The organism is Pseudomonas sp. GB2N2 (assembly GCF_054897705.1).
The window spans coordinates 79,816-104,807 of sequence record NZ_CM142701.1 but is presented as its reverse complement, the minus strand read 5'-3'; the positions used below and the strand labels follow the sequence as shown (position 1 = coordinate 104,807).

Sequence of the window (24,992 nt, the reverse complement as noted above, 5' to 3'; positions counted from 1 at the left end):
ACCATGTAGGAGCGAGCTTGCTCGCGATGGTCGTGAACGGTATCGCGTGGAGACAGATGCCCAGTGGTGTTCTTGAGTTTTTCGCGAGCAGGCTCGCTCCTACAGGAACGGTGAGTAGCCGTGAATTTGTGGTGTGTTTTAAAGAGTGGGTGCAACGTGTCCCGCCTCCCGCTATTAATACCCTTCTCCCCTCAAGGACCCGAGCCGCCCATGAAATTCGATCTCGCCTACTGCCTCAGCCTCGACGACAAGCTGTCGATCTATGACGTGCGGGATTTGAATTTCGACGAGACGATGGATTTCGATTCCGCGAAGGAGCACTTCCAGTGTCCCAATGACGCCTGCCGGGCGGCGTTTGATGCGGCAAACGTATTGACGACGTTCAACGCCAAGAACGTGAATTACATTCGCACCCCGCACTTCAAGAACACGCCCAGCACCCGGCATGTAGCGGACTGTCCCTATGTCAGTCTCAAGGCGTCGGTAGCAGGTGTAGACGCGGAAACGGATGACAGCCGCGAGGAGCATTTCCCGTCGGAGTTGTTGCTGACTCGGCGTCAGTATGTGCGTAAGCCGGCGAACTCCGCGCTGGCGGCGGATGTAACGGGGGACGATCCGAAACCTCTTACACCGCACAGCGATACCGAGCACCCAAGCCACGACTCCGCGCCGGACAAGACCAGTGTCTTCGCCCATCCGGTGGAGTGTTTTGTGTCGAACTTCGAAGACAAGGACCTGCTCAAGCGCATGCCGCTGAAAGTTGGCGAGCACACCGCGCCTTATGGGTCGTTCTTCAAGAAAATTGAATACCTGACGGACAACAAGGGGCTGATTTACTGGGGCAGGATCAAGGAGATCAAGGATTACACGCAGAGTTTTCGCATCGATTTCGAGCAGAAGGTCTGGTTCAAGCAGGCAAATGAGGCGAAGAAGAAGCCCTATTCGGTCAACGTTTACTTGAGCAAGAAGTTGATCGAGAACTACCGCAAGCGCAAAGCGTTTCTGGAGGAGATCAAGCATGCCATCGACAGTGGAGCGCAGTTGTACTGTTTCTTTTATGGCGTGACGCCGGAGTTGAAGCAGGTGCCCAGCAAGAAAAACCCCGAGCAGACGTTCGGGGTGTTCAGTGCGAATATCGAGAACCTGGATCACTTTATTATTCGTGAAGCGGCGGGGTTGATAGGTTAGTTGGCCTCGTCTTGAGCCAACTGCCGTTCGTAAGCGTATATCCCACGCCTCACTTCCAGACGATGTTCCCGTGCTGCCTGAGCGCGAGGCTCATCCAGGCCGGCATAACGCCGCAACCAGTGAACAACCATTTCCTCATCAGGAAAGTAATAATCCTTGTGCCCTTTGCTACCTCTGGGCGTGTCGTTCATATCACCATCGAAGCGCCCCGCCGAGAACTCGTCCGAGGGTAACGTTCCCCACTCAGCCGCGCAGTCCTCAAACACCCAGGAAATTTCATTGATGTGTTTTTGCGCACCGCGATGACCGCGTTTGTAGAAAGCGAATTCGCGACAGCTCTCCTGAAAGCGCTCCATCATCGGTTCGTCATCAACCCATTGAAGGAGGTCGTACTGCCCTGCATGGCGCATCAGCCCATAGATCCAGCGCTCAGCAAACCGATGAACAAAACCTTCAACGTCAGCCTTTTTGGCATCCGCGAAAATCATGCAATAGCGGGTTTGCACGTGGATGACGTACAGCACATGTTTGCGTTGCACGGTGGTGGCGTGGACCAGCCATTGCTCCGTGAACTCACTTTGCTCATCGTCCTCGATAACGGGCGATGGCGGCTTCTCCACCGGCGTGATTTTCTTGCCCTTGTGGACGCGGCTGAAGAAGTTGCTGGCCGCTTCGGTGCAGTTGAAGATCAACATGCGCGTTCCTTACTTCAATAGGGGAATGTCGCTCAGTCATTCCACACGATCTCATCTACCCATTCGAGCCCATAGCCATGTGAAGGTCTATTTTCGCGAATAATCTGACTGATTGTATGCGTCCAGCGAAGTCACCTACCCAGCCCAGTTTTCAGTCACAGGATTGCTAAACCAGCTGGCGGATTCCCAACGACAAAATCAACCCACCGCACAGGCGGTCAATTGCTTTTTTCCTCCCTTGATAAGCGGAAGCAATCTTAGGCTGCGAAAGAGCGATTGCGACCATTCCATACCAAGCCATTGAAACCACCACTACAACTGCCAGCATCGACAAAAACGTGCCTAGCGAAACGTGGGCGGGAGCTGCGGCTGAAAAAACAGCGGCATAGAAGGCCATGGACTTGGGGTTACCAATGTTGGTGATCACCCCTTGAGTAAAGGACTGTCGGCAACTGCCGGCGACGGCATCATTTAGCGGGCCGAGAGCGTTCCTCCCTGCGTTGATTAGCAATCGGAGCCCGAACCACATCAGATAGGCTGCCCCCAGCACCTTTACAACAAGCGCAGCCCAGGGGAGCGCAGCAAATACAATCCCAAGCCCTGCAATCGCACAGGTTGACCAGAACAGGTTGACCACCACGATTCCCGCTACCAAGGCCAGGGCTTCAGACCGTGTCGCAGCCACCGCCTTATGGACGACTGCAACGAAATTCGGCCCAGGAATAACGACACCAGCCAAGTAGACCAAAAACACTGTCAAAACAGCGGAACCGTCGATCATATGATTTCTCGCGAGGTCTGTAGGCGGTGATCGTCACCAAAGTAAGAGTTTTACACAGCACCTTCAGATTAGGGGCTTTTTACGTATACGTCCGGGCATCAAGCCTTGCGTAACAAGATAGGTTGCCACCTATGCGGCAACAACTGATCGATTTCACTCGCCCGCTGCGTCGGCAGCCGCGTGAGCACGTCCTTCAAATATGCATACGGATCATGACCATACAGCCGCGCAGACTGGATCAAACTCATGATCGCCGCAGCCCGCTTGCCGCTGCGTAGCGACCCTGCGAAGAGCCAGTTCTTACGTCCAAGAGCCCAGGGCCGGATCTGGTTCTCGCACCAGTTATTATCAATGGGTACAGTCCCGTCATCGAGGTAGCGCGACAGCGCTGCCCAGCGTTTCAGGCTGTAATCCAGTGCTCTGCTTATTGCTGAGCCTTCAGGCACGAGATCGCGCTGGGCGATCATCCACGCGTGCAGCATATCCATCACCAGCACGGCTTTTTCTTGGCGTATTCGGCGCCGTAAATCCGGCTCCAGGTCGCGGACTTCGCTCTCGATTTCGTACAGCAACTGGATGTAGCGCAAGGCTTGCTCTGCGAGCGTGCTTTTGTTGGTGGCGTGCAGTTCGAAGAACTTGCGCCGTGCATGGGCCATGCAGCCGATCTCGGTCACGCCGAGTTCAAAACTGGCCTTGTAGCCACCAAAATCATCACACACCAGCTTGCCCTTCCAGTCTTGCAGGAAGTTGCGAGCATGCTCCCCAGCGCGGCTCGGGCTGAAGTCGTAGACGACAGCCGCTGTTTCGCAGAACTGGCTGGTGGCGTAGGCCCACACATAAGAGCGATGGGTTTTCTTTGAGCCCGGAGCAAGCATCTGCCCCGGCGTTTCATCGGCATGGATAACCTGCTGCCCGAGCACTAGGTCGCGCAGCGCATCGACCAAAGGCTGCAACTGCACGCCCGTCATGCCAACCCATTGAGCCAACGTTGAACGTGGAATCGCCAAGCCGGCACGACCGAAAATCGATTCCTGACGGTAAAGCGGCAAATGGTCAGCAAACTTCGCGATCATGACGTGGGCAAGTAGCCCGGCGGTCGGGATGCCCTTGTCGATGACTTGCGCCGGAACCGGCGCCTGGATCAGTGTTTCGCAGTCATCACAGACCCACTTGCCACGGACATGGCGCTCAACGGTAAACACGCCGGGCGTGTAGTCCAGCTTCTCGTTGACGTCTTCACCGATGCGTTTCAGTGCGCAGCCACATGGACAGTGAGTGTTGTCCGGTTCGTGATGGATCAACGTGCGTGGAAACTCTGCTGGCAATGCAGTGCGCTTGGGCTTTTGCTTTTTCTCGGTCGGCGTCGGAGCTGTTTGCAACGCCTGAAGCTCTGCTTCAATTGCCGCGATATCGGTATCGATCAGGTCATCGAGCAAGCTGGCCTGCTGCGGATTCATCTGCTCGCTACGCTTGGCAAACTTCAATCGCTTGAGTTGAGCGATCTCGTGGGTCAGCTTCTCGATCACCGTTTGATCGCGGTTGATCTTCTTGCCCATGGTCTCGATTTGCTGGTCGAGCGTCTCGACACGCTGTATCAACTGCGCCGCCAAAGCGCGCAGTTGTTCAGGGGTAAGGTGGTCGGGATTGGGGAGCGAAGTCATGGTGCCGATTTTGCCAGACCAGACAATTCACGGCGATAGATCGATAGGCTAATGGCAGCTGTTAAAGCAGTGTGATTGCGCCGCCGGAGCCCGCGCGCTGCCATGGCAGGCCCAACACCAACGCCTGGAGTTGCTCGATACCCAACTGCATGTCAGAACCCTGGCGAATGCCTGGCCAGTGGAACTTGCCTTGATTCAAACGGCGAGCCGCCAGCCAGATCCCGAAGCCGTCATGCACCAGAACTTTCATCCGAGTGGCCCGGCGGTTGGCGAACAGATAAGCACAGTGCGGCTTCGCCGCACCGAACACCGCGATCACCCTGGCTAACGCGGTTTCGGTGCCCGCTCGCATGTCCATCGGCTCAGTAGCGAGCCAGATGAAGTCGATGCGGATCATCGCAGCAGGTCTCGAAGAAAGGTCGCGCAGGCAGCAGCATTTTCGCTTGGCCAGTTCACTTTGACGGTGCCGCTCGGGTGCTGGATCTCAACGCAGATGTTCGAGGATGCCGCTTGCGAATTTGCTCCGGCCAACTGGATGGGTAACGGAATGAATGCAGGTTACAGCGCCGTGCTTTTCTGCGCATGAACCCGAATCCATTTGTGGACGAGGTTTGCGTTAGGCTATGGCTGAGGGCGACGCTGGCAATCGAGGCACGAGGCTGGGCGCACTCTTGGATGACCTGGACTTTGAAGGAGTTGGAGTAGGAACGGCGTTGTGGCTGCATGAAATACCCGCTTAAAAGGCTAGAACTGGTGTCCACTTAAATTAAGTGCACACCATGTCTTGGCTTTGCAGCGCTGGGTAGATGACTTGGCCGGACGGATACGACTGATTGAAACATTGGCGGGAACTGCACGTCGGCGTGTTCGACGATGTTTCGTCGTGCGCTGGGTCAGGCGCCGTCCGTCTGGATGGACGGGGCGAAATAGCAAATATCAAAAAATCAATTTGATCCGGGCGTAAAACAACTGTACAAAAACACAGTACATTTTGAATCAGCACTTTTGAGCCCGGAGAACACCATGGCTTCTTATGCGATGAAAATCACCCTGGAACGTATCGCCCTCTTCCAATTCACCCCCGCGCATAGCGCCCAGGCACGGGCGATGTTGGGTTGGAGTGTGGATGAGCTGTCCCGGGAGTCTGGCGTTTCAGTTGATGTGATTGAACGATTTGAAGCCAGGCGCGATGTGCCGGATGCCGATCGGCTGGCGTTGGCGTATCGGTTTGAATCGCAGGGGTTGGTGTTCTTCCCGGGGTTCGCGCCGGGGCGGGGGATGAGTGTTAGAGGGGCTGCGCCGGATACGGTGGGCCGCGGGGATTTTGCGATGGTTGAGTAAAACAGTCGCTGCCCACTTCTCTCTGGGTAAACGCGCTTTTTGTAGGCGCCAGGCTTGCCGGCGAAGGCGATCTCAGGGGCGCCTTCGCCGGCAAGCCTGGCTGCTACAGAATGGAATGTTCAGCGATTATGGCTTGAACGCAGGTACCAGCCGCGCATGGGAAATCTGTTCATACCCATACGCCAATGCCAGAAGCGTGGCTTCACTCCACTTCGGGCCATGGAAGAAGATTGATGTCGGCACGCCGTCTTCGTCGATTCCGGAAGGCACCATGACGCCGGGGTATCCCGCCAGCGGTACGATGTTCATGGCAGGAGAACCGACGTCAGAGACAATGGCATCCAGTTGATGTTTGACCAGCCATGGGTCGATGGCAGCGGCGTTTTCGCTTTGAATTGTGTGCCAGAGGGTGTTGTAGGTTTGCTCGTCGAAGACAACCTTGCTCGCAGCGATCAACGTGTCCTGGCCATGGCCTTCGACGTTGGGTGCATTGAACAATATAAGGTCTTCCAGTGTGTGGGCAGGAACGCCCGTTCGGCTCGCCAGGTAACGAGGCAGGTCTCGCTTGATGCCCATGTGGAACGCTTCTTCAACCCGCGCGGAGACGGGATCACTCAGGTCTACGGGGATCAACGTCGCACCTGCTGCCTGCATCAGCTCCAACGCTTGAGAAAATTGAGGGTCACTCAGGAGCGGCAAATCGCTGCGGTCGAATTTGGCGGGGTAGCCAATTCGCCGGCCCGCCAGAGTATTTGGACGCAGCAATGCGGTGTAATCCACATTGTCCTGGCCATGGGGCTTTTTGACCGGGTCAGCGGGATCACTGCCAGCAATAGCGTTCAACAACAGTGCGGCTTCGCGAACCGTACGTGCCATGGGTCCGGGTGTATCCAGTTTTTTAGTGACGGGAATGATGCCGCTACGGCTTAACAGGCCGACCGTTGGCTTTATGCCTACTACGCCGTTCAACGAAGCAGGACAAATGATCGAGCCGGCGGTTTCTGTGCCGACCGAGAGCGGGGCAAAACCTGCAGCGACGGCGGCGGCAGAGCCTGAGCTGGAACCACAAGGGTCGCCGCTCAGCAGGTGTGGGTTTTTGGTCTGCCCGCCCCGTCCACTCCAGCCACTGGGGAGCGCCTGATCGCGAAAGTTGGCCCATTCACTGAGATTGGTTTTCCCGAGAATGACCGCGCCGGCAGCCCTGAGGCGTTGCACGATGAAAGCATCTTGCGCGGCCGGCCTGCCGACCATGGCCAGTGAACCCGCGCTGGTCTGCATCTGATCGGACGTATCAACATTGTCCTTGAGCAACACCGGTATGCCATGCAGCGGTCCCCGGATGTACCCGGCTTTTCGTTCGCGATCCAGGGATTCGGCGATGTCTAATGCATCAGGATTCAGCTCGATGATTGCGTTGATCATCGGTCCCTGTTTATCCAGTGTGGCGATGCGCTGGAGCAGATGCTGGACGAGTTCGACGGCGGTTAGCTGATTGCTTTCCATCCGCCGATTGATTTCATCGACGCTTAGATATTCAAGGCGCGCCTCGCGTGCCGGTGCCGTGACTTCCATATGAAAAAGATCCATTTTGATGAGTGACTGTAGGAGTGAAGGCGTTCACTCCTTTTCCAGCCTACAGACGCCGCTGGAAAAGTCCGTCATCACTCACCGCTGGATCATGTACGAATGTTCGCGATCACCTGTAGCCGCATCAACCAACGCTCTGTTGATACACCTGTTGCTCAACCTCATACCACCACGCACTGCCCCGCTGCGGGTACATCACGTTAAAGGCCTCACCCATTTGCGGCGTGGTGATCGACACATTGCGCTCCCAGGCCAGTGCGAGAATGCGGTCGAACGGTTCGTACCAGGCGTGCATCGACAGGTCGAATGTGCCGTTGTGAATCGGCAGCAGCCAACGGCCTTTGAGGTCGATGTGCGCTTGCAGGGTCTGTTCGGGTTGCATGTGCACATGCGGCCACTCTACGTTGTAGGCGCCGGTTTCCATCAGTGTCAGGTCGAACGGGCCGTAGCGTTCGCCGATGCGTTTGAAGCCGTCGAAATAGCCGCTGTCGCCGCTGAAGAATATTCGTGTGGCGCCGTCGATCATCACCCATGAAGCCCAGAGCGTGCTGTTGCCATCAAACAAACCACGGCCGGAAAAGTGTTGCGACGGTGTGGCGACGAACTGAATGCCGGCGACTTCAGTACCCTGCCACCAGTCCAGTTGCCGCACTTTGCTGGCGTCGATGCCCCATTTGATCAACGTGTCGCCGACGCCCAGGGGCGTAAGGAAATATCGAGTCTTCTGCGCCAGTTTGAGCACGGCGCGGTAATCGAGGTGGTCGTAGTGATCGTGTGACAGGATGACCGCTTCAATCGGCGGTAATTCTTCGAGGCTGATCGGCGGTTGGTGGAAACGTTTCGGACCGGCCCATTGCACCGGCGAGGCGCGTTCGGCGAAGACCGGGTCGGTGATCCAGAATTTGTCCTGCAGTTTCAGCAGGACCGTGGAGTGGCCGAGGCGGTAGACGCTGTGGTTTGGCGCGGCGATCAACGCATCATGGGTCAGGCGTTGCACCGGAACAGCAGCGCTCGGCCGGGTGCTGCGCGGTTTGTGGAAGATCATGTTCCACATGATGCGCAGCATTTTACGAAATCCTTCTCGTTGCACGGGTGCATGGTTTCGGAAATGCCCTTCTGCCTGACGGGAAGCTTCAGGTGTAGAGGCGTCAATGGAATTGGCCATGACGGAATGACTCCAGGAAACCGCACGATGCGCGGTTTCTGCGGTGGGACGATATTTGGCCAAGGCACGCACGCATCAGCCGGACGTTCAAGTATTGACTGCACAGGATTAACGAAACATTACACTGCACAGTGTAGTTTCTAGGTTGCATCAAAGCCGATCACAAGTAAACTGCTGAGTGTAATTCCTGAATTCTTCTGCCGAAGCGTACTTATGACAGCTCCACAGCGCCTGACCGACCGAAAACGCGAAGCGATCATCCAAGCGGCGATCACCGAATTCCGTGCCAACGGTTTCGACATCACCAGCATGGACAAGATCGCCGCCACCGCTGGGGTGTCGAAGCGCACGGTGTACAACCACTTTCCCAGCAAGGAAGAATTGTTCGCCGAAATCCTCAATCAATTATGGACACGGGTGACGGCCGTACAGGATATGTCCTACAGCCCCGCTCAACCGCTGCGGCACCAGATGCGCCTGATGCTGATGGCGAAAATGCAGATGATGGCCGATAACAATTTGCTCGACCTCGCACGCGTCGCCATCGCCGCCACGATCCATTCGCCGGAGCGTGCGCAGGACATGGTTGCGAGAATGGGCCAGCGCGAAGAGGGCCTGACCGTGTGGATTCGCGCCGCTCAGGCCGATGGACGCTTGAAGCCGGTCGATCCGGAGTTCGCCGCCCAACAGATTCATGGATTGCTCAAATCCTTTTCATTCTGGCCTCAGATATCCATGGGTTTGCCCGGTCTCTCACCCGAGATGCAGACCACTGTCGTGGAGTCTGCGCTGGATATGTTCCTGGCCTGCTACCAGCACTAGACCCAGCTTGCGCTGCGCACCCTCAGCGTTAAATGGCTTTGAAAAAGACAACGCTCAAAACTTGTACAAAAAATCAAAAAATACGCTTGTTGTACAAGTTTATGAAGTTTTGTATAAGTATTTCCCTGTCAGTCATGGACCGCTGACATTGAGCAGACAACGCCGAAGGCCGCCATGGTCTTCGGTTCGCAGGCGCAGAATCAGGGATGGACCACGTGGTTTCCTCCTTCCAGAGCCTTGCCGCCATGCTATTCAATCGCCATAAATCCGCCATTGACGCCCTTGAACAAAACCTCGACCACAAAAATGCTCTGCTGGAAGCGATCGATCGCTCGATGGCAGTGATTGAATTCGACCTGAATGGCACCGTGCTGCGCGCCAACGACAACTTTCTCAAGACCACGGGTTATCAACGCGATCAGGTGCAGGGGCAACCTCATCGCCAGTTCTGTACACCCGAGTTCGCCCGCAGCAACGAATACACGCAGCTGTGGGCGCGGCTGAAAAACGGTCAATTCGAGTCGGGGACGTTTGAGCGGGTCGACAGCAAGGGGCAACCGATCTGGCTGGAGGCCAGCTATAACCCGATCAAGGACGCCTCGGGAAACGTCATCAAGGTGGTCAAATTTGCCATGGACGTGACTGCCAGGGTGCAGCAGGAAAGCGAGTCCGCCGCCAGATTGCAGGCCATCGACCGCGCCATGGCGGTCATTGAATTCAACCTCGACGGCAGCATCATCAACGCCAATCAGAACTTCCTGACTCGCATGGGTTACAGCCTCGCCGAGCTCAAAGGCAAACATCACCGGCTGTTCTGCACCGCCGAGATGGTGAACAGCAGCGCTTATCAGGATTTCTGGCGCCGGCTCAATCAGGGCGAGTTCTTTCACGGTCAATTCGAGCGAGTCGACAAGCGCGGGCAAACCGTGTGGCTGGAGGCCAACTACAACCCGGTATACGACGCGGCCGGGCGCCTGTGCAAAGTGATAAAGTTCGCCTCCGACGTGACGGCGCGGGTCGAGCAGCATGAGCGCGATGCCCGTAGTGCCAGCGAGGCTTATCACATCTCGGTGGAAACCCGCAGAGTCGCCGAGCACGGTACTCAGGTGATCCAGCAGGCGGCCAGTGAAATGCATGAAATCGCCGCCAACATTGAGCAGTCGTCGACCCTGATTGCGCAATTGGGCGAGCGTTCGGAGCAGATTACCGCCATCGTCAACACCATCCGCGGCATCGCCGACCAGACCAATCTGTTGGCACTCAACGCGGCCATCGAAGCCGCCCGCGCCGGTGAGCAAGGCCGGGGATTCGCTGTGGTGGCGGACGAGGTGCGCCAGTTGGCTGCGCGCACCAGCGGGTCAACCACGGAAATTTCCACCATGATCGGCTTGATCCAGAGTGAAACCCGGCAAGCGATCAAGAGCATGGACGGCACCCGCGACCGTGCAGCGGAAGGTGTCGAACTGGCCAACCAGGCCGGCACCGTGATCCTGCAGATTCGCGATGGCGCAAGCAATGCCGTCCAAGCGGTCAGCATGTTTGCCAATGAGCGTCAGCCGGGCTGAAACGCACAAGGGTTCAACATTGATTCAGCTTCCCCGCTCTTGCGCAGGGCTATAGTGACGCTCAGTCCCGCAGCCCTGCCGAGAGCGTCATGACTTCAATCAAATCCGACACCAAAACCGCCGCCCCCGTCGATCACCTGCGCTTCCATCGCGCTCACGCGCACCTTGCGCCGACCTTCGGCAACGACACGTTTGCCCTGCGTGCCGAGGCCTTCGCGCGGTTCTTCGGCACGCCAACTTTTCTCGGCGCGCAGACGCTGATCGTGGTGGTGTGGGTATGCCTGAACCTGTTTGGTGTGGCGCACTTCGACCTCTACCCGTTCATCCTCCTCAACCTGGCGTTCAGCCTGCAATCGGCTTACGCCGCGCCACTGATACTGCTGGCCCAGACCCGGCAAGCGGCGCGGGACAAAGCCCAATCCGACGCCGACGCGCAGCATCGCGAAGCGCTGGCCGTGGCCAACAGTGAACGCCAGGCCCAGGCCGCGCAGAACGCCGCGCAAATGATCGAGTTGCTTGAGCAGAACACTCGCCTCACTGAAATGACCAAAACGCTGACGGAACGTATCGAAGGCCTGACGTCGGAAATGCACCAGCATTTTGTGCGCAAGGATCAGCCCGCGCGTTGATCCATGTTGATCCATTGAGGTTGAAGTCTTTTTGCCCGCTCAATGCCCCTCTATAGTGAGCGACAGGAATCAACACGCATCGAGAGCACTCATGGAAAACCTCACGGAAAACCTCACGGGAAACACCGCAATCCGCATTGCCCTCATCGGCGATTACGACCCGAACGTCACCGCCCACCAGGCCATCCCCGTCGCTCTCGGCATGGTTGCCGAACACACCGGGTTGGATGTGCAGTTGCTGTGGTTGGCCACCGACCAGATCGACGCTAATACGCCATTGGCAGCATTCGACGGTTTCTGGTGCGTGCCGGCCAGCCCGTACCGCAAGGAGGACGGTGCACTGCGCGCGATTCGCTTTGCCCGCGAACAACAGCGACCTTTCCTCGGCACTTGCGGCGGTTTTCAACACGCAGTTCTCGAATATGCGCGCAACGTGCTGGGTTGGACGGATGCCGAACACGGTGAGACATCGCCGGAGGCGGCGCGGGCGTTGCTCACGCCGCTGACCTGTTCGCTCGTGGAAGCCGTTGACAGCATTCATCTGGTCGAAGGTTCGTTGATCGCCAAGGCGTATGAAAATGCCGAGATTCGTGAAGGCTATCGCTGCCGTTATGGTGTGAATCCTGAGTTTGAACCGACACTGTTGAGCCACGATTTATGGGCCGTCGGGCACGACTCGGCGGGGGATTTGCGGGCGGTGGAATTGCGTGGGCATCCGTTTTTTGTGGCCACGCTGTTTCAACCGGAGCGTTCAGCACTGAAGGGGATTTTGCCGCCGCTGGTGCTGGGGTTGGTCGAGGCGAGTGCGTTGGCTGCGCGTTCGCGTTGACACGGTAGAGCATGCGGTGTCGTTAAGACCCCATCGCGAGCAGGCTCACTCCTACAGGGGGTATAGGTCGTGCACAAAACCACTGTAGGAGCGAGCCTGCTCGCGAAGAGGCCGGCACAAACACCGCAAAAACTCAGCCCTGCACCAAACTGCGCACCGCCGAAATCTCCGGCACTTCCCGCCGATTCATGTACACCCGCAACAGCTCGGTGATGTTGATCCGCTCATCGATGTTCTGGTCCAGCAACAACTGAATCAACTCGCGCTTGAGCGTCATGGCCTGCCCCGCCCCCGGCGCCCAGACGAATTCACTGACCGGAATAATGCCGTCATCTGCCACATCCATGCCGAAGGAATCTTCGCTGAAGCGCACGATGTATTGGCCGGTCTTGCGATTGAGGCCGACGAAGCCTTTGAGTTGGTCGGCGGCCTGGCAGATGAGTTCGGAAGTGATGCGCATATAAACCTCACTGAAGTGATCGATGGTTTACACGCAGGGCATTGAATGGCTTTCCCTCTGCCGGGGAAATTTCGTGGCCAAGAGTACTGCAAAGAACCGCACAAAAGCGCTGAATAAATCCGCTTTAAACACGTTTATGTCGGTCTCGCGATAGCACAAGCGGCGCTCAGTTGTTAAAAGGGACGTCTTTACTCTCCGCGAAAGGATCTCGACCATGCCAGCTACTGTCACCAAGAGTGCTTTGCTGTTGAGCGTACTGCTCGGCCTCGGCCAGACACAGGCAGCGAGCGAGCCAAGCCCTGTCTCACTGGCGGCGCACTCGGGCATTCCGCACCCGGCGGTGATCGCTCATCGCGGTGCGTCCTTCGATGCCCCGGAATCCACCGCCGCCGCGTATAAACTCGCCCGTGATCTCGGTGCCGACTACCTGGAAATGGACCTGCAACGCAGCAAGGATGGCGTGCTGTTTGCCCTGCACGACAACAACCTTCAACGCACCACCGACGTCGCCAGCAAATTCCCCGATCGCAAAGACAGCCCGGCCAACGCGTTCACCCTCGCCGAGTTGAAAACGCTGGATGCCGGCAGCTGGTTCAACACGGCGTTCCCTGAGCGTGCGCGTCCTGCCTATGCGGGGCTGAAAATCCTGACCCTCGACGAAATCATCGACATCGCCCAGGGCAACCCGCTGCACAAACCCGGCCTGTACATCGAAACCAAGGAGCCGAAGCAGTTTCCCGGCATCGAACGTGACCTCAAGGAGAAACTTCACGATCGCGGCTGGCTGAGTCCGGTGGGTTCGAAACTGGCGAAAAGCGAGCTGGCCGTCGGCCAGGGCAGAGGCAAAGTGGTGTTGCAAACGTTTGAGAAGAGCAGCCTCGAACTGCTGGAAAAAGAGATGCCGCAGGTGCCGAAGATCTTGTTGCTGTGGGTCGGCGAAGGCAGCATCGAGCCCAAGTCCAAAATGACGTTCGCCGAGTCCGGCGACAAGGACAAAGCGGCGTACTACGCCAGACAGGAACCGAAGGACAAGGCCGAATTTCAGCAATGGGTCGAGTACGCCAAGGCCCAGGGCGCGATCGGTACCGGCCCTTCCGCCGCGTTGACCAAGGGTGGCGACCAGAGCTACTCGGATCTGGTGAAACCGTGGATGAACCAGTTCACCCACGATCAGGGTTTGTTGGTGCACGTCTACACCGTCGATGATGCGGTGGACTACCAAAAGGTCATGGACGCTGGCGTCGACGGCATCTTCACCAACCGCGCCAGCGAATTGTTGAAGTTTTACAAACGCCCGGCGGCGGGCACCGTTGCGCAGTTGTTGCAGAACAACGGGTATTGATTCAACGCCGGTGTGCCGGCGATGCTGTCGGAATTAAGCCTGAATTAAGTTGCCACATTTAATCTGGCCCCACTTAAACGGCTCACCCAAGGAAAGAACCCCATGAAGACGTTGACTGCCCTGTTCACCGCTGCTGCCCTGACACTCTCCGCGGGCCTGGCCCAGGCCGCCGATGTTCCAGTCGATCAGATCCCGCAGCTGGTCAAGGACAAAAAGATCAAGTCACTGGAAGAGCTGAACCAGAGCGTTCTGAAATTGCACCCGGGCGCCACGATCACCGACAGCGACCTCGACCAACACCCCGGCCTCTACGAGTACGAAGTGGAACTCAAGGACGCCAAAGGCGTTGAATGGGACGTGGACCTGAACGCCGCCACCGGCGAAGTCCTGAAAAATAAACAGGACGACTGATGCACAAATCCAGCCGCACGATTTTCGGATCGTGCGGCTTTTTTGTGCCTGATCACTTGTAAGAGTTTGATTCATAGCGAGTAATTTTAAGGATGAGTTAAGTTGCCGCGACTAAGTTGCCCTCGCTAAACCTCACTTCATCAAGGAATGAACAGCATGAAAACACTGACTGCTTTTTTCGCCGCTTCCAGCCTGACCTTCATTGCCAGCATGGCCCAGGCGAGTGAAGACGATGTTCTGCTGCACCAGATTCCCCAACTGATAAAGGAAGGCAAGATCAAGCCGCTCGAAGAGTTGAACCTGATCGCGTTGAAGGCGCACCCAGGTTCAAGAATTGCCAAGACTCAACTGGAACATCGCCTCAACGGCTATATCTATGAAGTCGACTTGATCGACTCGAACAAAGTCGAGAAGAACGTGGACCTGTTAGCCGCCACCGGCGAAATCCTGAGCATCAAATAAGGCCACCAATGCACCCTCACGGCATCAGGCGCTGAGGCGGGCCGTCACTTCGTTCAACTGCCCCGATAACCCGTGCAGGTTGTGGCTGGCCGCTTCGGTGCGTTGCACGTTGTCGAGGTTGGTACTGGCGATGCTGGTGATCTCGGTGAGGTTGCGCGAGATGTCTTCGGCGACCGAGGTCTGCTCTTCGGCAGCGGTGGCGATCTGGCGGTTCATGTCGCGGATGGATTCCACGGCATGGGTGATGCGCTCCAGCATCGCGCCGGCTTCAGTGACTTGCTGCACGCTTTCTTCGCTGCGCGACTGTCCGCTTTCAATCGCTTGGGCAGCGTCCACCGCACCGGTTTGCACGGTCTGAATGATCTGGTTGATCTCGATGATCGACGCCGCCGTGCGCTGGGCCAGGCTGCGCACTTCATCGGCCACCACGGCAAAACCGCGCCCCGCTTCACCGGCACGCGCGGCTTCGATCGCCGCGTTGAGCGCCAGCAGGTTGGTCTGTTCGGCGATGCCGCGAATCACTTCCAGCACCTTGCCGATGCGGCCGCTGTCGGTTTCCAGTTGGCGAATGACCATCGCGGTGTTGGCGATTTCGCTGCGCATCCGGGTGATGGTGTGAATGGTGCCCTGCATGACTTTCTCGCCTTGCTGGGCGGACTGGTCGGCGTCGTCCGCCGCACGGGCGGCGTCGGCAGCGTGACGCGCGACTTCCTGCGCGGTGGCGGACATTTCATTCATCGCCGTGGCCACCTGATCGGTGCGGTTGAACTGTTCGTTAGTGCCACAGGCCATCAGGCTGGCAATCGCCTGCAGTTCACCGCTGGCGCTGTCCAGGTCCTTGGCGCTGATTTGCAAACGAGTGAAGGTGTCGGCGAGGAAATCGCGCAGCGTATTAGCCGCGGTCGCCAGTTTGCCCAACTCATCCTGGCGGGTGCTGGCCACACGTTCGGCAAACTTGCCTTGGCTGAGTTGCGCCACGTAGTCGATCAGTTTGCGGATCGGTTCCACCAGGTTGCGGTTGATCAGCCACAGGCTCAACAACCCGATCAGCAGACCGGATGCGAGCATCACGATGATCCCCAGCCACACCGTGCGATCGGCACTGGCGCTGATCACCTTCGACTGCTCGGCGCCCTGCTTGCGTAACTGGCTGACCAGTTCACTCATTTGATCGCTGGTCGCCCGGTCCACGCCCTTGACCGCGGTGTCGCCCGCAGTCGGGTCGGCACCGGCCGCCACGTAAGCATCTCGGCCCTTCTGGTACGCCGAGCCTAACTGGCGATGTTCGTCACGCAGGCGTTCGATGCGGGTCCTGAGTTCTGGCTCGATGCCTTTCTGCGCGGCCAATTCGCCGAGGATGCCCTGCACGTCGCGCTGACGGTCTTCGAATTGTTTCCAGTATTTATCCAGATCCGCCGGTTGCTTGCCACGCAGCAGTACGTTTTTCCATTCCTGAACCTGCACCTTGAATTGCAGATTGGCTTCATCGATCAATTGCGAAGTGTGCAGTGGGCCATCAATGAGATTCGCGTAGCTCTGAACGCCATTCGACAGAAAGTGAAAGCAAGCCAGCGCGATCAACAGCATCGCAAAAAGACTACCGCTCAGCAGGGCGAGAATTTGCGCTCTCAGGGACTTTTGCAAAAACATCGGGAAGTACTCATGACAGGAATGAGGCACGTCTTGGGCAAGGCGTGAAAGTGGTCCGGACATCCCTGTCAGCAGCATCGAACTCGTGCATTTGTAAGAGCCTGCGTTCTGGCTCCTACGGGAGATCGGCGTGTCAGGTCCGTTCTTGAGCGGTTCCGACCGCCGGTAGAAGGCACATGGCCAGCGCCACGAAGCCGTCACAAAACTGTCAAGATACCTTGCGATGATGCGGCTCAAGTGAACCTGTGAAACCCGCGACAGGCGCCTCCCCTTGCGAGCCCTCATGAACCACAGCATCGACATCAGCCATCGCGATCCGGACCTGTTCGGCCTGCTGTACGGTTTCAGTTTTCGCCCTGGCGAACGCGGCCGGGAAATCGATTCGGCCATGGCGCTGCGCTGCCTGCAACAGCCGGACGACAGCGACGAGTTTTTGTGGCTGCACCTCAACCTCGCCCACGCCGCGTGCGAGCGCTGGATGAAAAGTCATCTGGAATTGCCCGACGAGTTTTTCGAAGCCTTACATGAAGGGTCGCGTTCGACGCGCATCGAGCATGTGGATTCGGCGTTGCTGGCGGTGGTCAACGATGTGGTGTTCAACCTCAGCAGCATGGTCTCGTCGGATGTTTCGACGCTGTGGGTGTGCGCCCGCAGCCGGCTGATCATCAGCGCGCGCCTGCAACCGCTGCACTCGGTGGACAAGTTACGTTCGTCGGTAAAGGCCGGCGAACGCTTTCGCTCGCCATTGGAATTGCTCGTGCATTTGCTGCGTGATCAGGGTGAAGTGCTGACGCAGATCGTGCGCAAGACCAGCCAGAGCGTCGATCAGATCGAAGATGAATTGCTCTCCTCGCGTCTGTCGACCAACCGCGCAGAACTCGGCGCCAACCGTCGCGTACTGGTGCGCCTGCAACGGCTGCTGGCGCTGGAGCCGGGTTCGTTGTTGCGCCTGCTCAACCGTCCGCCGCAATGGCTGCAAAAGGAAGACGTGAAGGAACTGCGCAAATCCACCGAGGAGTTTGCGCTGATCATCAACGACCTCACGGCGCTGGGTGAGCGGATCAAGCTGTTGCAGGAAGAGATTGCCGCCAACCTCAATGAACAGAGCAACCGCACGCTGTTTACCCTGACGGTGGTGACGGTGCTCGCGTTGCCGATCAACATCATTGCCGGTTTTTTCGGGATGAACGTGGGCGGTGTGCCGCTCTCTCAGGACCCGGAGGGGTTCTGGATTCTGGTGGCATTGGTCGCGACGTTTACCGTGATTGCCGGGCGCTGGGCGTTCCGCAAGCGCCAGGATCTGTAGGAGCGAACTCGCTCGGGAAAAAAATCTGAGCGCGACGCAGGGCATCTGGCTGTACGCGTCATCGTTAACGACCTTCGCGAGCAAGCTCGCTCCTACAGGGGATCGCGTTGGATTCAGATCGACGGAACAGCAATCACCGCAAACACTGACCCAACGCAGCCTCTCTGTAACATTTAGCAACGACTATGACTGACACTCCTTCCCGCCACAGGATTGTCCGTCATGGCTACTCCTTCCTACACCGCCGCCCAGGCGCCCGCCAACAGCGCGAGGCCGCATTTCGACAAAAAACCCGGCCTGCTCACACTGGTGATTTTCTTCGGTGTTTTGGCCAGCGGTTTGCTGTTCACCGCCTACAGCCTGATGCACGACATGAAAGAACTCGGCACGGTGGTCACCACCTGGACGCCGTTTCTGTTGCTGGGCGTGGCGCTGCTGATCGCGCTGGGTTTCGAGTTCGTCAACGGTTTCCACGATACCGCCAACGCGGTGGCCACGGTGATTTACACCAATTCGATGCCGCCGAATTTCGCGGTGGCCTGGTCCGGGTTCTTCAACTTCCTCGGCGTGCTGCTCTCGAGCGGCGCGGTGGCGTTCGGCATCATCGCTTTGCTGCCGGTGGAGCTGATTCTGCAAGTCGGATCGTCCGCCGGTTTCGCCATGATTTTTGCCCTGCTGATTGCGGCGATCCTGTGGAACCTCGGCACCTGGTGGCTGGGTTTGCCGGCGTCGTCGTCGCACACGTTGATCGGTTCGATCATCGGCGTCGGCGTGGCCAATGCCCTGATGCACGGTCGCGATGGCACCAGCGGCGTGGACTGGGCGCAGGCGACCAAGATCGGTTATGCGCTGCTGCTCTCGCCGCTGGTCGGCTTTGGGTTTGCCGCGCTGTTGCTGCTGGCCTTGCGCGCCTTCGTCAAGAATCGCGCGTTGTACAAGGCACCGGAAGGCAACACGCCGCCACCGTGGTGGATTCGCGGCATGTTGATCGTGACCTGCACCGGCGTGTCGTTTGCCCACGGTTCCAACGATGGCCAGAAAGGCATGGGCCTGATCATGCTGATCCTGGTGGGCACTCTGCCGATGGCCTACGCGCTGAACCGCACGATGCCGGCGGATCAAGCCTTGCAGTTTGCCGCCGTGGCCGAAGTCACCCAGCAGGCGCTGGCAAAAAATTCGCCGCTGCCGGCGCCTGCCGATCCGCGTCCGGTGCTGTCGGAATATGTGCGCAGCAAGGAAGCCACGCCGCAACTGGTGCCGGCCCTCGCCGCGCTGGCTGGCAGCATCGGCAACGAAGTGAAGGGTTACGGCTCGCTGTCGAAAGTCCCGGCCGAAGCCGTGGGCAACGTGCGTAACGACATGTACCTGACCAGCGAAACCATTCGCCTGATGGACAAGAACAAGGTCGGCAATTTCGACGCTGACACCAGCAGCAAGCTGCAACTGTTCAAGCAGCAGATCGACAACTCGACGCGGTTTATTCCGCTGTGGGTGAAGATCGCGGTGGCGATTGCCCTGGGCCTCGGCACCATGGTCGGCTGGAAACGCATTGTGATGACGGTCGGTGAGAAAATCGGCAAGACCCACCTGACGTACGCGCAGGGCGCCTCGGCGGAAACCGTGGCCATGCTGACCATCGGTGCGGCAGACATGTTCGGGCTGCCAGTGTCGACCACCCATGTGCTGTCGTCGGGCGTGGCCGGGACCATGGTCGCCAACGGCGGCGGCTTGCAGATGAAGACCATCCGCAACCTGCTGATGGCCTGGGTGCTGACCTTGCCGGCGGCGATTCTGTTGTCGGGCAGCCTGTACTGGCTGTTCACCCAGATTTTCTAGCCCCAACCCCCGCCCCCTGTAGGAGCGAGCCTGCTCGCTCCTACAGGGGGATTTTTTTGCCTGCGAGAAAGCATTTCGTCGCAAATTCAGGGGATTGCACTTTTATTGATCCACCGCCCGCCTGATTGCACTTCAGTTTGCTAACGTGTGGCCGACTCTTAAGAGACTCGATGCATTCAGGAGTGGAATCGTGAATCTGTACATCAATCAGCTTCAACAGAAAGCTGACTTCAAAGAAGCCATCTACGCCGGCGACATCTTCCTGAACACCCAACTGCGCGCCGCCAAAGAGCTGTGTGCGTTTGCTCAGGAAAGCATCACCGCCGCCTTTGACGGCGAGACCCGTCACCAGGCCCTGCACACGCTGATGCCGGTGGAAGAATTCGTGGTTCTGGTGACACGCCTCAAGGGCCAGTTCACCAACAGTCAACGCGCCAAGGACCTGATCCTGTCGTTCATCGACGAGATCGGCGTCGACCCGCGTGAATACATTTTCGACGTGCCGCGCATTCGCGTGGTGCCGAACTATGACTACCTGCACGCCGGTGTCAGCTATGCCTACAAACCGCATCGCGACACCTGGTACGGCAGCGTCGATTGCCAGATCAACACCTGGATGCCGGTGCACACCATCCGCCCCGACCAGACCATGATGATCAACGCCGGCTACTTTGATGTGCCGGTGAAGAACACCTCCAGCGAATGGAGCCTCAACGACTGGATCAGCAACCAGCGGCACAAGGCCAAGGACAACCTCAAGGAGGAAGTCCGCGTGCACCCGGTGCCGATGGAAGCGATCAACAGCGCGTCCGAAGTGCGCATTGCCGGCAACACCGGCGAGATGCTGATCTTCTCCGGTTCGCACCTGCACGGCACGGTCGCCAACCACACCGAACAAACCCGCTTCAGCGTGGACTTCCGCCTGATGCACCTCGACGACCTCAAGCACAAGCGCGGCGCGATCAATGTCGACAGCGCCTGCCCTGATGTCGGCGCCGGCTTCAAAGACTATTTCCACGCCCACGACTTCTCGAATTTCCAAGGAATCCAGCAATGACTAAGCGTCGCATCACGCCTGCCGAGGCCCAGTACAACGAAACCCGTGCCAACGTTCTGAAACGGGTCGATGCCGAGTACGTGGCCGACGCGCCGTTCGTCTTCGCCAACCGCATCGGCGTGACCGCTGCCCTGTCGCGCATGGAGCTGTTCAAGAAAGTCGCTGAAGTCCCCGGCGCGATCATTGAGTGCGGCGTGTACAAAGGCAATTCGCTGATGCTGTACATGCACTTGTCGATGATTCTGGAGCCGTACGCGATCAACCGTTCGATCGTCGGTTTCGACACCTTCGAAGGTTTCCAGAGCATCGACAAGAAAGAAGACCCGGCCGACGTCAACGAGACCATGTTCTCCGACACCGACCAGTCGCTGATCCAGGACATGATCGATGCCAACGACCTGCTGCGCCCGGTCAACCGCATCCCGCGTTGCGAGCTGGTCAAGGGTGACATCGTCAAGACCGTGCCGGAGTGGGTCAAGACCCGTCCGGACCTGGTCGTGGCCATGCTGATTCTCGACACCGACCTGTACGAATCGACCAAAGTCGCGCTGGAAACTTTCCTGCCGTACATGCCAAAAGGCGCGGTCGTGGTGCTGGACGAAGTGGCCTACCGCAACTTCCCGGGCGAAACCAAAGCCCTGCGTGAAGTGCTCGACCTGAACAAGATCGAGCTGAAGCGCTTGCCGTTTGACAGCTGCGTGGGCTACTTCCACGTCTAAACGCAAAACCCCTTGTAGGAGTGAGCCTGCTCGCGATGCGGCCATAACATTCAACATCACTGTTGACTGAACCACCGTTATCGCGAGCAGGCTCACTCCTACACATAATCTGCCTCAGGTTTTGTGTTGTGCTTCAGGTGGTGGACTGGATCACATCGGCCAGCCAGTCCATGAACGCTCTGACCCGCAGCGGCAAATGCCGTTGCCGGGCATAGAGCAGCGACACCTGCATTGACGGTGCATTGAACTGCGGCAACACCGCCACCATCTCCCCGCTGAGCAAGTGCTTTTGCATGCCCTTGAGCGGCGCCTGAATCAAGCCAAATCCCCCCAGACACGCCGCTTCATAAGCATCGGTGCTGTTCACCGTGACGCTGCCCGCCATCGGTAATCGCTGCTCGACGCCTTCCATTTCGTACAAAAAACCGTCCGAACGCGAACCCAGTACACCGACGTAATGCACCATTCGATGCTGCGCCAGGTCCTCGAGGCTGTGCGGCATGCCGTAGCGCTGCACGTAGGCGGGACTCACGCAATTGACCATCACAAAATCACACACGTGACGCGCGACCACCGATTGATCCGGCTGCGCGCCGACCCGCACCACGCAATCAAAACCCTCGCGCTGCAAATCGACCCGGCGATCCGTGGTGCTGATTTCCAGCTCCAGGTTGGGGTGCTGCGCCATGAATTCCGGCAAGCGCGGCAGCACCGTCTGGCGGCCGAGAAAGTTCGGCATGTCGAAGCGAATCCGCCCGGTCAGCGACGCCGCATCCTGACGGAACAAGCCTTCGATTTCGTCCATGTGCGAGAGTAAATCCCTGCTGCGTTCGTACAACACCAGGCCGTCCTGCGTGGCCTGAACCCGGCGCGTGGTGCGTTGCAACAGGCGCGTGCCCAACAACGCTTCCAACGCCTGAATGTGCTCGGAAACAGTGGACCTTGGCACGCCCAGACTCTCGCCCGCCAACGTAAAACTCGACATCTCGCTGACACGAACGAAGGTGCGCAGCAGTTCCAGCTTGTTCATGAGCCGACCCTCTATTGTTCGGATTAACCGACCAGTGATTCCAGTTTCACTCTGTTTATCACCCTGCGCCGGATAAATAAACTGCCTCCACTCAGTTACCCGTCACCCTTGAGGAAGTCCCATGTCCCGTAAAATCGCACTGATCACCGGCGCCAGCCGCGGCCTCGGCAAGAACGCAGCACTGCATCTGGCCGCCCAGGGCATCGACGTCATCGGCACTTACAACAGCAAGGCAGATGAAGCGCAGGCACTGGTCGCAGAGATCGAAAGCCTCGGCGGTCGCGCCGCGATGCTGCAACTCGACGTGGGCCAGAGCGAGCGTTTCGCCGATTTCACCACCCAGGTCGCCGACGTATTGCGCAGCCACTTTGACCGCCACCACTTCGACTTTCTGCTCAACAACGCCGGCATCGGTGTGTACGCGAACTTCGTCGACACCACGGTCGCGCAGTTCGATTTGTTGATGAACATCCATTTGAAAGGGCCGTTTTTCCTTACCCAGAATTTGCTGCCGTTGATTGTCGACGGTGGGCGCATCCTTAACGTGTCCAGCGGGCTGACCCGCTTCAGCCTGCCGGGTTACGGCGCTTACGCAGCGATGAAAGGTGCGATGGAAGTGCTGACGCGTTATCAGGCCAAGGAGCTGGGTACGAGGGGAATTTCAGTGAACACGTTGGCGCCTGGCGCGATTGAAACTGATTTCGGTGGCGGGACCGTGCGCGACAGTGCCGAGGTGAACCGGATGGTCGCCAGCAATACCGCATTGGGTCGCGTCGGTTTGCCGGACGACATTGGTTCGGCGATTGCGCTGCTGCTGGCGCCGGGTAGCCAGTGGATCAATGGGCAGCGCGTTGAAGCGTCGGGCGGGATGTTTTTGTAAGACCAACAGATCGCAGCCTGCGGCAGCTCCTACAGGGAATCGCATTCCAATCGTAGAAGCTGCCGAAGGCTGCGATCTTTTGCTTCACCCTTCACAGGCCTGGCGCATCACCACACGCTCGCGTACCCCGTCGTACACCCAGTGATAAACGTAGGTATAAGGCAGGAAAAACAGCAGCACCCCCGCATCCAGCAAGAATGCCTGCCACAGGCTAATGCTCAGCCACCAGGCAATCAACGGCACGCCGACCGCCACCAGCCCGCCTTCAAACATCAACGCATGCGCGACTCGGGTCCAGGCGTTGTGCGCAATGGCAAAGCGTTGCAGTACGCGGTCGAAAATCCCGTTGAACACCACGTTCCACGCCAGTGCCAATGCCGCGATCACCACGGTGACGACGCCCATCTCGAGCATCGGTTTGTCCATGATCCACGCCAGCAACGGCGTGCAAATCAGGATGGCCAGCAGTTCGAAGCCGATGGCCTGAAAAATACGTTCAGTGATGGATTTTTGGATGTTCATGGTCAGAACTCCTCAGTGACTGTGTTGCCATGATCCCGCCTCGCACCGATACTTCATAACCAATAACCATCGATCAGAGCGATAGTTCATGGCCTCTCAGGAAGTGTTGCAGGCGTTTGTGCAAGCGGCGACTCAGGGTTCGTTTTCTGCGGCGGCGCGCAAGTTGGGCCGCAGCCAGTCAACCATCAGCGCGGCGGTGGCGAGCCTGGAGATCGATCTGGACCTGATCCTGTTCGACCGTAGCAGCCGCAAACCGGCCCTGACTCCGGCCGGGCATGTGATGTTGCAACGGGCCGAGGAGATTCTGGCGGCCACCAGCCGCCTGGAAATGACCGCCAGCCAGTTGTCGCAAGGCGTCGAACCGAAGCTGACCGTGGCGATTTCCGACACCTATCAATCTGACCGTTTCGAAGCGGCGCTCAGTGCCTTCGAACATCGTTACCCGGACCTGGAACTCGAATGCCTGATCGCGGAATGCGACGATCTGATAGCGCTGGTGCAAAACGGTCGAGCCCACGTCGCGTTCGCCGAGCAGCAGGACGGCTACCCGCCGGACCTGGTCAGTTCAACGGTGCAGGAGCGCACGGAGATCGCGCTATTCGTGTCCCGCGAGCATCCGTTGGCGGCGCTGGCGGGGATTGATCAGGAACAGTTGCAACAACACCGGGAGTTGCGGTTGGCGACGATCGTCAATCCGTATGAAATCCGCGCGAAGGGGCGTGTCTGGTCGGCACCGAGTTATTTGATGCTGCTGGAAATGGCCCAGGGCGGGTTTGGCTGGGCGCCGTTGCCGCGCTGGCTGGTGGGGCGGTTTGGTGCCGGGACGTTGCAGGAATTGAACGTGCGTGGGTGGCCGAAACCGCTGTTTGTCGATGCGCTGTGGTCGCGACTGCATCCACCGGGGCCGGCGGGTAGCTGGTTGTTGGGCAAGATGTTGGAATAGCGGCGCGGCCATCGCGGGCAAGCCCGCTCCCACAGGGATTGCGATGTGCACAAAATTTGAGACCGGCACAAGCCCCTGTGGGAGCCGGCTTGCCGGCGATGGGGCCCGCAA

At 58.3% G+C, this 24,992-nt stretch carries 25 protein-coding genes; 15 read left to right on the top strand and 10 right to left on the bottom strand.

Annotated elements, in window-relative coordinates; genetic code table 11:
* Positions 1–210 precede the first annotated feature (210 nt).
* Entirely contained in the window at positions 211–1,188 is a 978-nt protein-coding gene (locus tag ACYZT4_RS00520) for a hypothetical protein (RefSeq protein ID WP_461984409.1), read from the top strand.
* Here ACYZT4_RS00520 and ACYZT4_RS00515 read toward each other — a convergent pair.
* The 4 genes from ACYZT4_RS00515 to tnpB all read right to left on the bottom strand — a co-directional run bounded on the left by ACYZT4_RS00515 (position 1,185) and on the right by tnpB (position 4,722).
* Positions 1,185–1,883, bottom strand: a complete 699-nt coding sequence (locus ACYZT4_RS00515; RefSeq protein ID WP_461984407.1) for a DUF6933 domain-containing protein — start codon at positions 1,881–1,883, stop codon at positions 1,185–1,187. The two genes, ACYZT4_RS00520 and ACYZT4_RS00515, sit on opposite strands and share 4 nt — an antisense overlap.
* A 166-nt stretch (positions 1,884–2,049) precedes the next feature.
* Positions 2,050–2,664: a LysE family translocator gene (locus tag ACYZT4_RS00510; RefSeq protein ID WP_461984405.1), complete on the bottom strand. Its 615-nt coding sequence runs from the start codon at positions 2,662–2,664 to the stop codon at positions 2,050–2,052.
* A gap of 98 nt (positions 2,665–2,762) precedes the next feature.
* Positions 2,763–4,325: an IS66 family transposase gene (gene tnpC, locus ACYZT4_RS00505; RefSeq protein WP_461984403.1), complete on the bottom strand. Its 1,563-nt coding sequence runs from the start codon at positions 4,323–4,325 to the stop codon at positions 2,763–2,765.
* Between the two features lie 61 nt (positions 4,326–4,386).
* Positions 4,387–4,722 carry an IS66 family insertion sequence element accessory protein TnpB gene (tnpB, locus tag ACYZT4_RS00500; protein ID WP_461984402.1) on the bottom strand — a complete coding sequence of 112 codons (336 nt, stop codon included), beginning with the start codon at positions 4,720–4,722 and terminating at the stop codon, positions 4,387–4,389.
* A gap of 626 nt (positions 4,723–5,348) precedes the next feature.
* Between tnpB and ACYZT4_RS00495 the strand changes: the two genes are divergently transcribed.
* Positions 5,349–5,666 (top strand): helix-turn-helix domain-containing protein, encoded by a 318-nt coding sequence (locus ACYZT4_RS00495; RefSeq protein ID WP_461984400.1) that lies wholly within the window; start codon positions 5,349–5,351, stop codon positions 5,664–5,666.
* Positions 5,667–5,792: 126 nt separating this feature from the next.
* Here ACYZT4_RS00495 and ACYZT4_RS00490 read toward each other — a convergent pair whose 3' ends face one another.
* A complete protein-coding gene (locus ACYZT4_RS00490; RefSeq protein ID WP_461984398.1) occupies positions 5,793–7,238 on the bottom strand; it encodes an amidase family protein in 1,446 nt (481 codons plus the stop codon).
* 139 nt (positions 7,239–7,377) lie between these two features.
* Entirely contained in the window at positions 7,378–8,418 is a 1,041-nt protein-coding gene (locus ACYZT4_RS00485; protein WP_461984397.1) for an MBL fold metallo-hydrolase, read from the bottom strand.
* Between the two features lie 213 nt (positions 8,419–8,631).
* Between ACYZT4_RS00485 and ACYZT4_RS00480 the strand changes: the two genes are divergently transcribed.
* The 4 genes from ACYZT4_RS00480 to ACYZT4_RS00465 all read left to right on the top strand — a co-directional run bounded on the left by ACYZT4_RS00480 (position 8,632) and on the right by ACYZT4_RS00465 (position 12,263).
* Positions 8,632–9,240, top strand: a complete 609-nt coding sequence (locus tag ACYZT4_RS00480) for a TetR/AcrR family transcriptional regulator (RefSeq protein ID WP_461984395.1) — start codon at positions 8,632–8,634, stop codon at positions 9,238–9,240.
* 245 nt (positions 9,241–9,485) lie between these two features.
* Positions 9,486–10,805 carry a methyl-accepting chemotaxis protein gene (locus ACYZT4_RS00475; protein ID WP_461984393.1) on the top strand — a complete coding sequence of 440 codons (1,320 nt, stop codon included), beginning with the start codon at positions 9,486–9,488 and terminating at the stop codon, positions 10,803–10,805.
* A gap of 89 nt (positions 10,806–10,894) precedes the next feature.
* Positions 10,895–11,434, top strand: coding sequence for a DUF1003 domain-containing protein (locus ACYZT4_RS00470; protein WP_461984392.1), 540 nt, complete (start codon positions 10,895–10,897; stop codon positions 11,432–11,434).
* Between the two features lie 91 nt (positions 11,435–11,525).
* Positions 11,526–12,263 carry a CTP synthase C-terminal region-related (seleno)protein gene (locus ACYZT4_RS00465; RefSeq protein ID WP_461984390.1) on the top strand — a complete coding sequence of 246 codons (738 nt, stop codon included), beginning with the start codon at positions 11,526–11,528 and terminating at the stop codon, positions 12,261–12,263.
* A gap of 133 nt (positions 12,264–12,396) precedes the next feature.
* Here ACYZT4_RS00465 and ACYZT4_RS00460 read toward each other — a convergent pair whose 3' ends face one another.
* Positions 12,397–12,723, bottom strand: a complete 327-nt coding sequence (locus ACYZT4_RS00460) for a DUF2025 family protein (protein WP_461984389.1) — start codon at positions 12,721–12,723, stop codon at positions 12,397–12,399.
* 214 nt (positions 12,724–12,937) lie between these two features.
* Here ACYZT4_RS00460 and ACYZT4_RS00455 point away from each other — a divergent pair, with 214 nt between their 5' ends.
* From ACYZT4_RS00455 to ACYZT4_RS00445, 3 genes are all read left to right on the top strand, one after another.
* Positions 12,938–14,065 carry a glycerophosphodiester phosphodiesterase gene (locus ACYZT4_RS00455; protein WP_461984386.1) on the top strand — a complete coding sequence of 376 codons (1,128 nt, stop codon included), beginning with the start codon at positions 12,938–12,940 and terminating at the stop codon, positions 14,063–14,065.
* Between the two features lie 102 nt (positions 14,066–14,167).
* A complete protein-coding gene (locus ACYZT4_RS00450) occupies positions 14,168–14,476 on the top strand; it encodes a PepSY domain-containing protein (protein ID WP_461984384.1) in 309 nt (102 codons plus the stop codon).
* A 156-nt stretch (positions 14,477–14,632) separates the two neighbouring features.
* The gene (locus tag ACYZT4_RS00445) at positions 14,633–14,938 is read left to right on the top strand and encodes a PepSY domain-containing protein (RefSeq protein ID WP_461984383.1); all 306 of its coding nucleotides are present in this window, start codon (positions 14,633–14,635) and stop codon (positions 14,936–14,938) included.
* A gap of 24 nt (positions 14,939–14,962) precedes the next feature.
* Here the strand turns inward: ACYZT4_RS00445 and ACYZT4_RS00440 are convergent, their stop codons facing one another.
* Complete coding sequence (locus ACYZT4_RS00440; protein ID WP_461984381.1) at positions 14,963–16,588, bottom strand: methyl-accepting chemotaxis protein; 1,626 nt, start codon at positions 16,586–16,588, stop codon at positions 14,963–14,965.
* Between the two features lie 283 nt (positions 16,589–16,871).
* Here ACYZT4_RS00440 and ACYZT4_RS00435 point away from each other — a divergent pair, with 283 nt between their 5' ends.
* The 4 genes from ACYZT4_RS00435 (at position 16,872) to ACYZT4_RS00420 (ending at position 21,506) form a co-directional block, all read left to right on the top strand.
* Positions 16,872–17,894 carry a transporter gene (locus ACYZT4_RS00435; protein ID WP_461984380.1) on the top strand — a complete coding sequence of 341 codons (1,023 nt, stop codon included), beginning with the start codon at positions 16,872–16,874 and terminating at the stop codon, positions 17,892–17,894.
* 222 nt (positions 17,895–18,116) lie between these two features.
* Positions 18,117–19,730, top strand: coding sequence for an inorganic phosphate transporter (locus ACYZT4_RS00430; RefSeq protein ID WP_461984378.1), 1,614 nt, complete (start codon positions 18,117–18,119; stop codon positions 19,728–19,730).
* A gap of 190 nt (positions 19,731–19,920) precedes the next feature.
* Positions 19,921–20,787: a hypothetical protein gene (locus tag ACYZT4_RS00425; protein WP_461984376.1), complete on the top strand. Its 867-nt coding sequence runs from the start codon at positions 19,921–19,923 to the stop codon at positions 20,785–20,787.
* Positions 20,784–21,506: a TylF/MycF/NovP-related O-methyltransferase gene (locus tag ACYZT4_RS00420; protein ID WP_054044827.1), complete on the top strand. Its 723-nt coding sequence runs from the start codon at positions 20,784–20,786 to the stop codon at positions 21,504–21,506. The genes ACYZT4_RS00425 and ACYZT4_RS00420 overlap by 4 nt, the downstream gene beginning before the upstream one ends.
* Positions 21,507–21,639: 133 nt before the next feature.
* On the opposite strand, the gene ACYZT4_RS00415 is transcribed toward ACYZT4_RS00420, so the two are convergent.
* Entirely contained in the window at positions 21,640–22,536 is an 897-nt protein-coding gene (locus tag ACYZT4_RS00415; RefSeq protein ID WP_461984374.1) for a LysR family transcriptional regulator, read from the bottom strand.
* A 121-nt stretch (positions 22,537–22,657) separates the two neighbouring features.
* Between ACYZT4_RS00415 and ACYZT4_RS00410 the strand changes: the two genes are divergently transcribed.
* Complete coding sequence (locus ACYZT4_RS00410) at positions 22,658–23,416, top strand: SDR family NAD(P)-dependent oxidoreductase (RefSeq protein WP_461984372.1); 759 nt, start codon at positions 22,658–22,660, stop codon at positions 23,414–23,416.
* Positions 23,417–23,500: 84 nt separating this feature from the next.
* On the opposite strand, the gene ACYZT4_RS00405 is transcribed toward ACYZT4_RS00410, so the two are convergent.
* Positions 23,501–23,938, bottom strand: coding sequence for a multidrug/biocide efflux PACE transporter (locus ACYZT4_RS00405; protein ID WP_461984371.1), 438 nt, complete (start codon positions 23,936–23,938; stop codon positions 23,501–23,503).
* Between the two features lie 88 nt (positions 23,939–24,026).
* Here ACYZT4_RS00405 and ACYZT4_RS00400 point away from each other — a divergent pair, with 88 nt between their 5' ends.
* The gene (locus ACYZT4_RS00400; RefSeq protein WP_461984370.1) at positions 24,027–24,881 is read left to right on the top strand and encodes a LysR family transcriptional regulator; all 855 of its coding nucleotides are present in this window, start codon (positions 24,027–24,029) and stop codon (positions 24,879–24,881) included.
* The last annotated feature ends 111 nt before the right edge of the window (positions 24,882–24,992 follow it).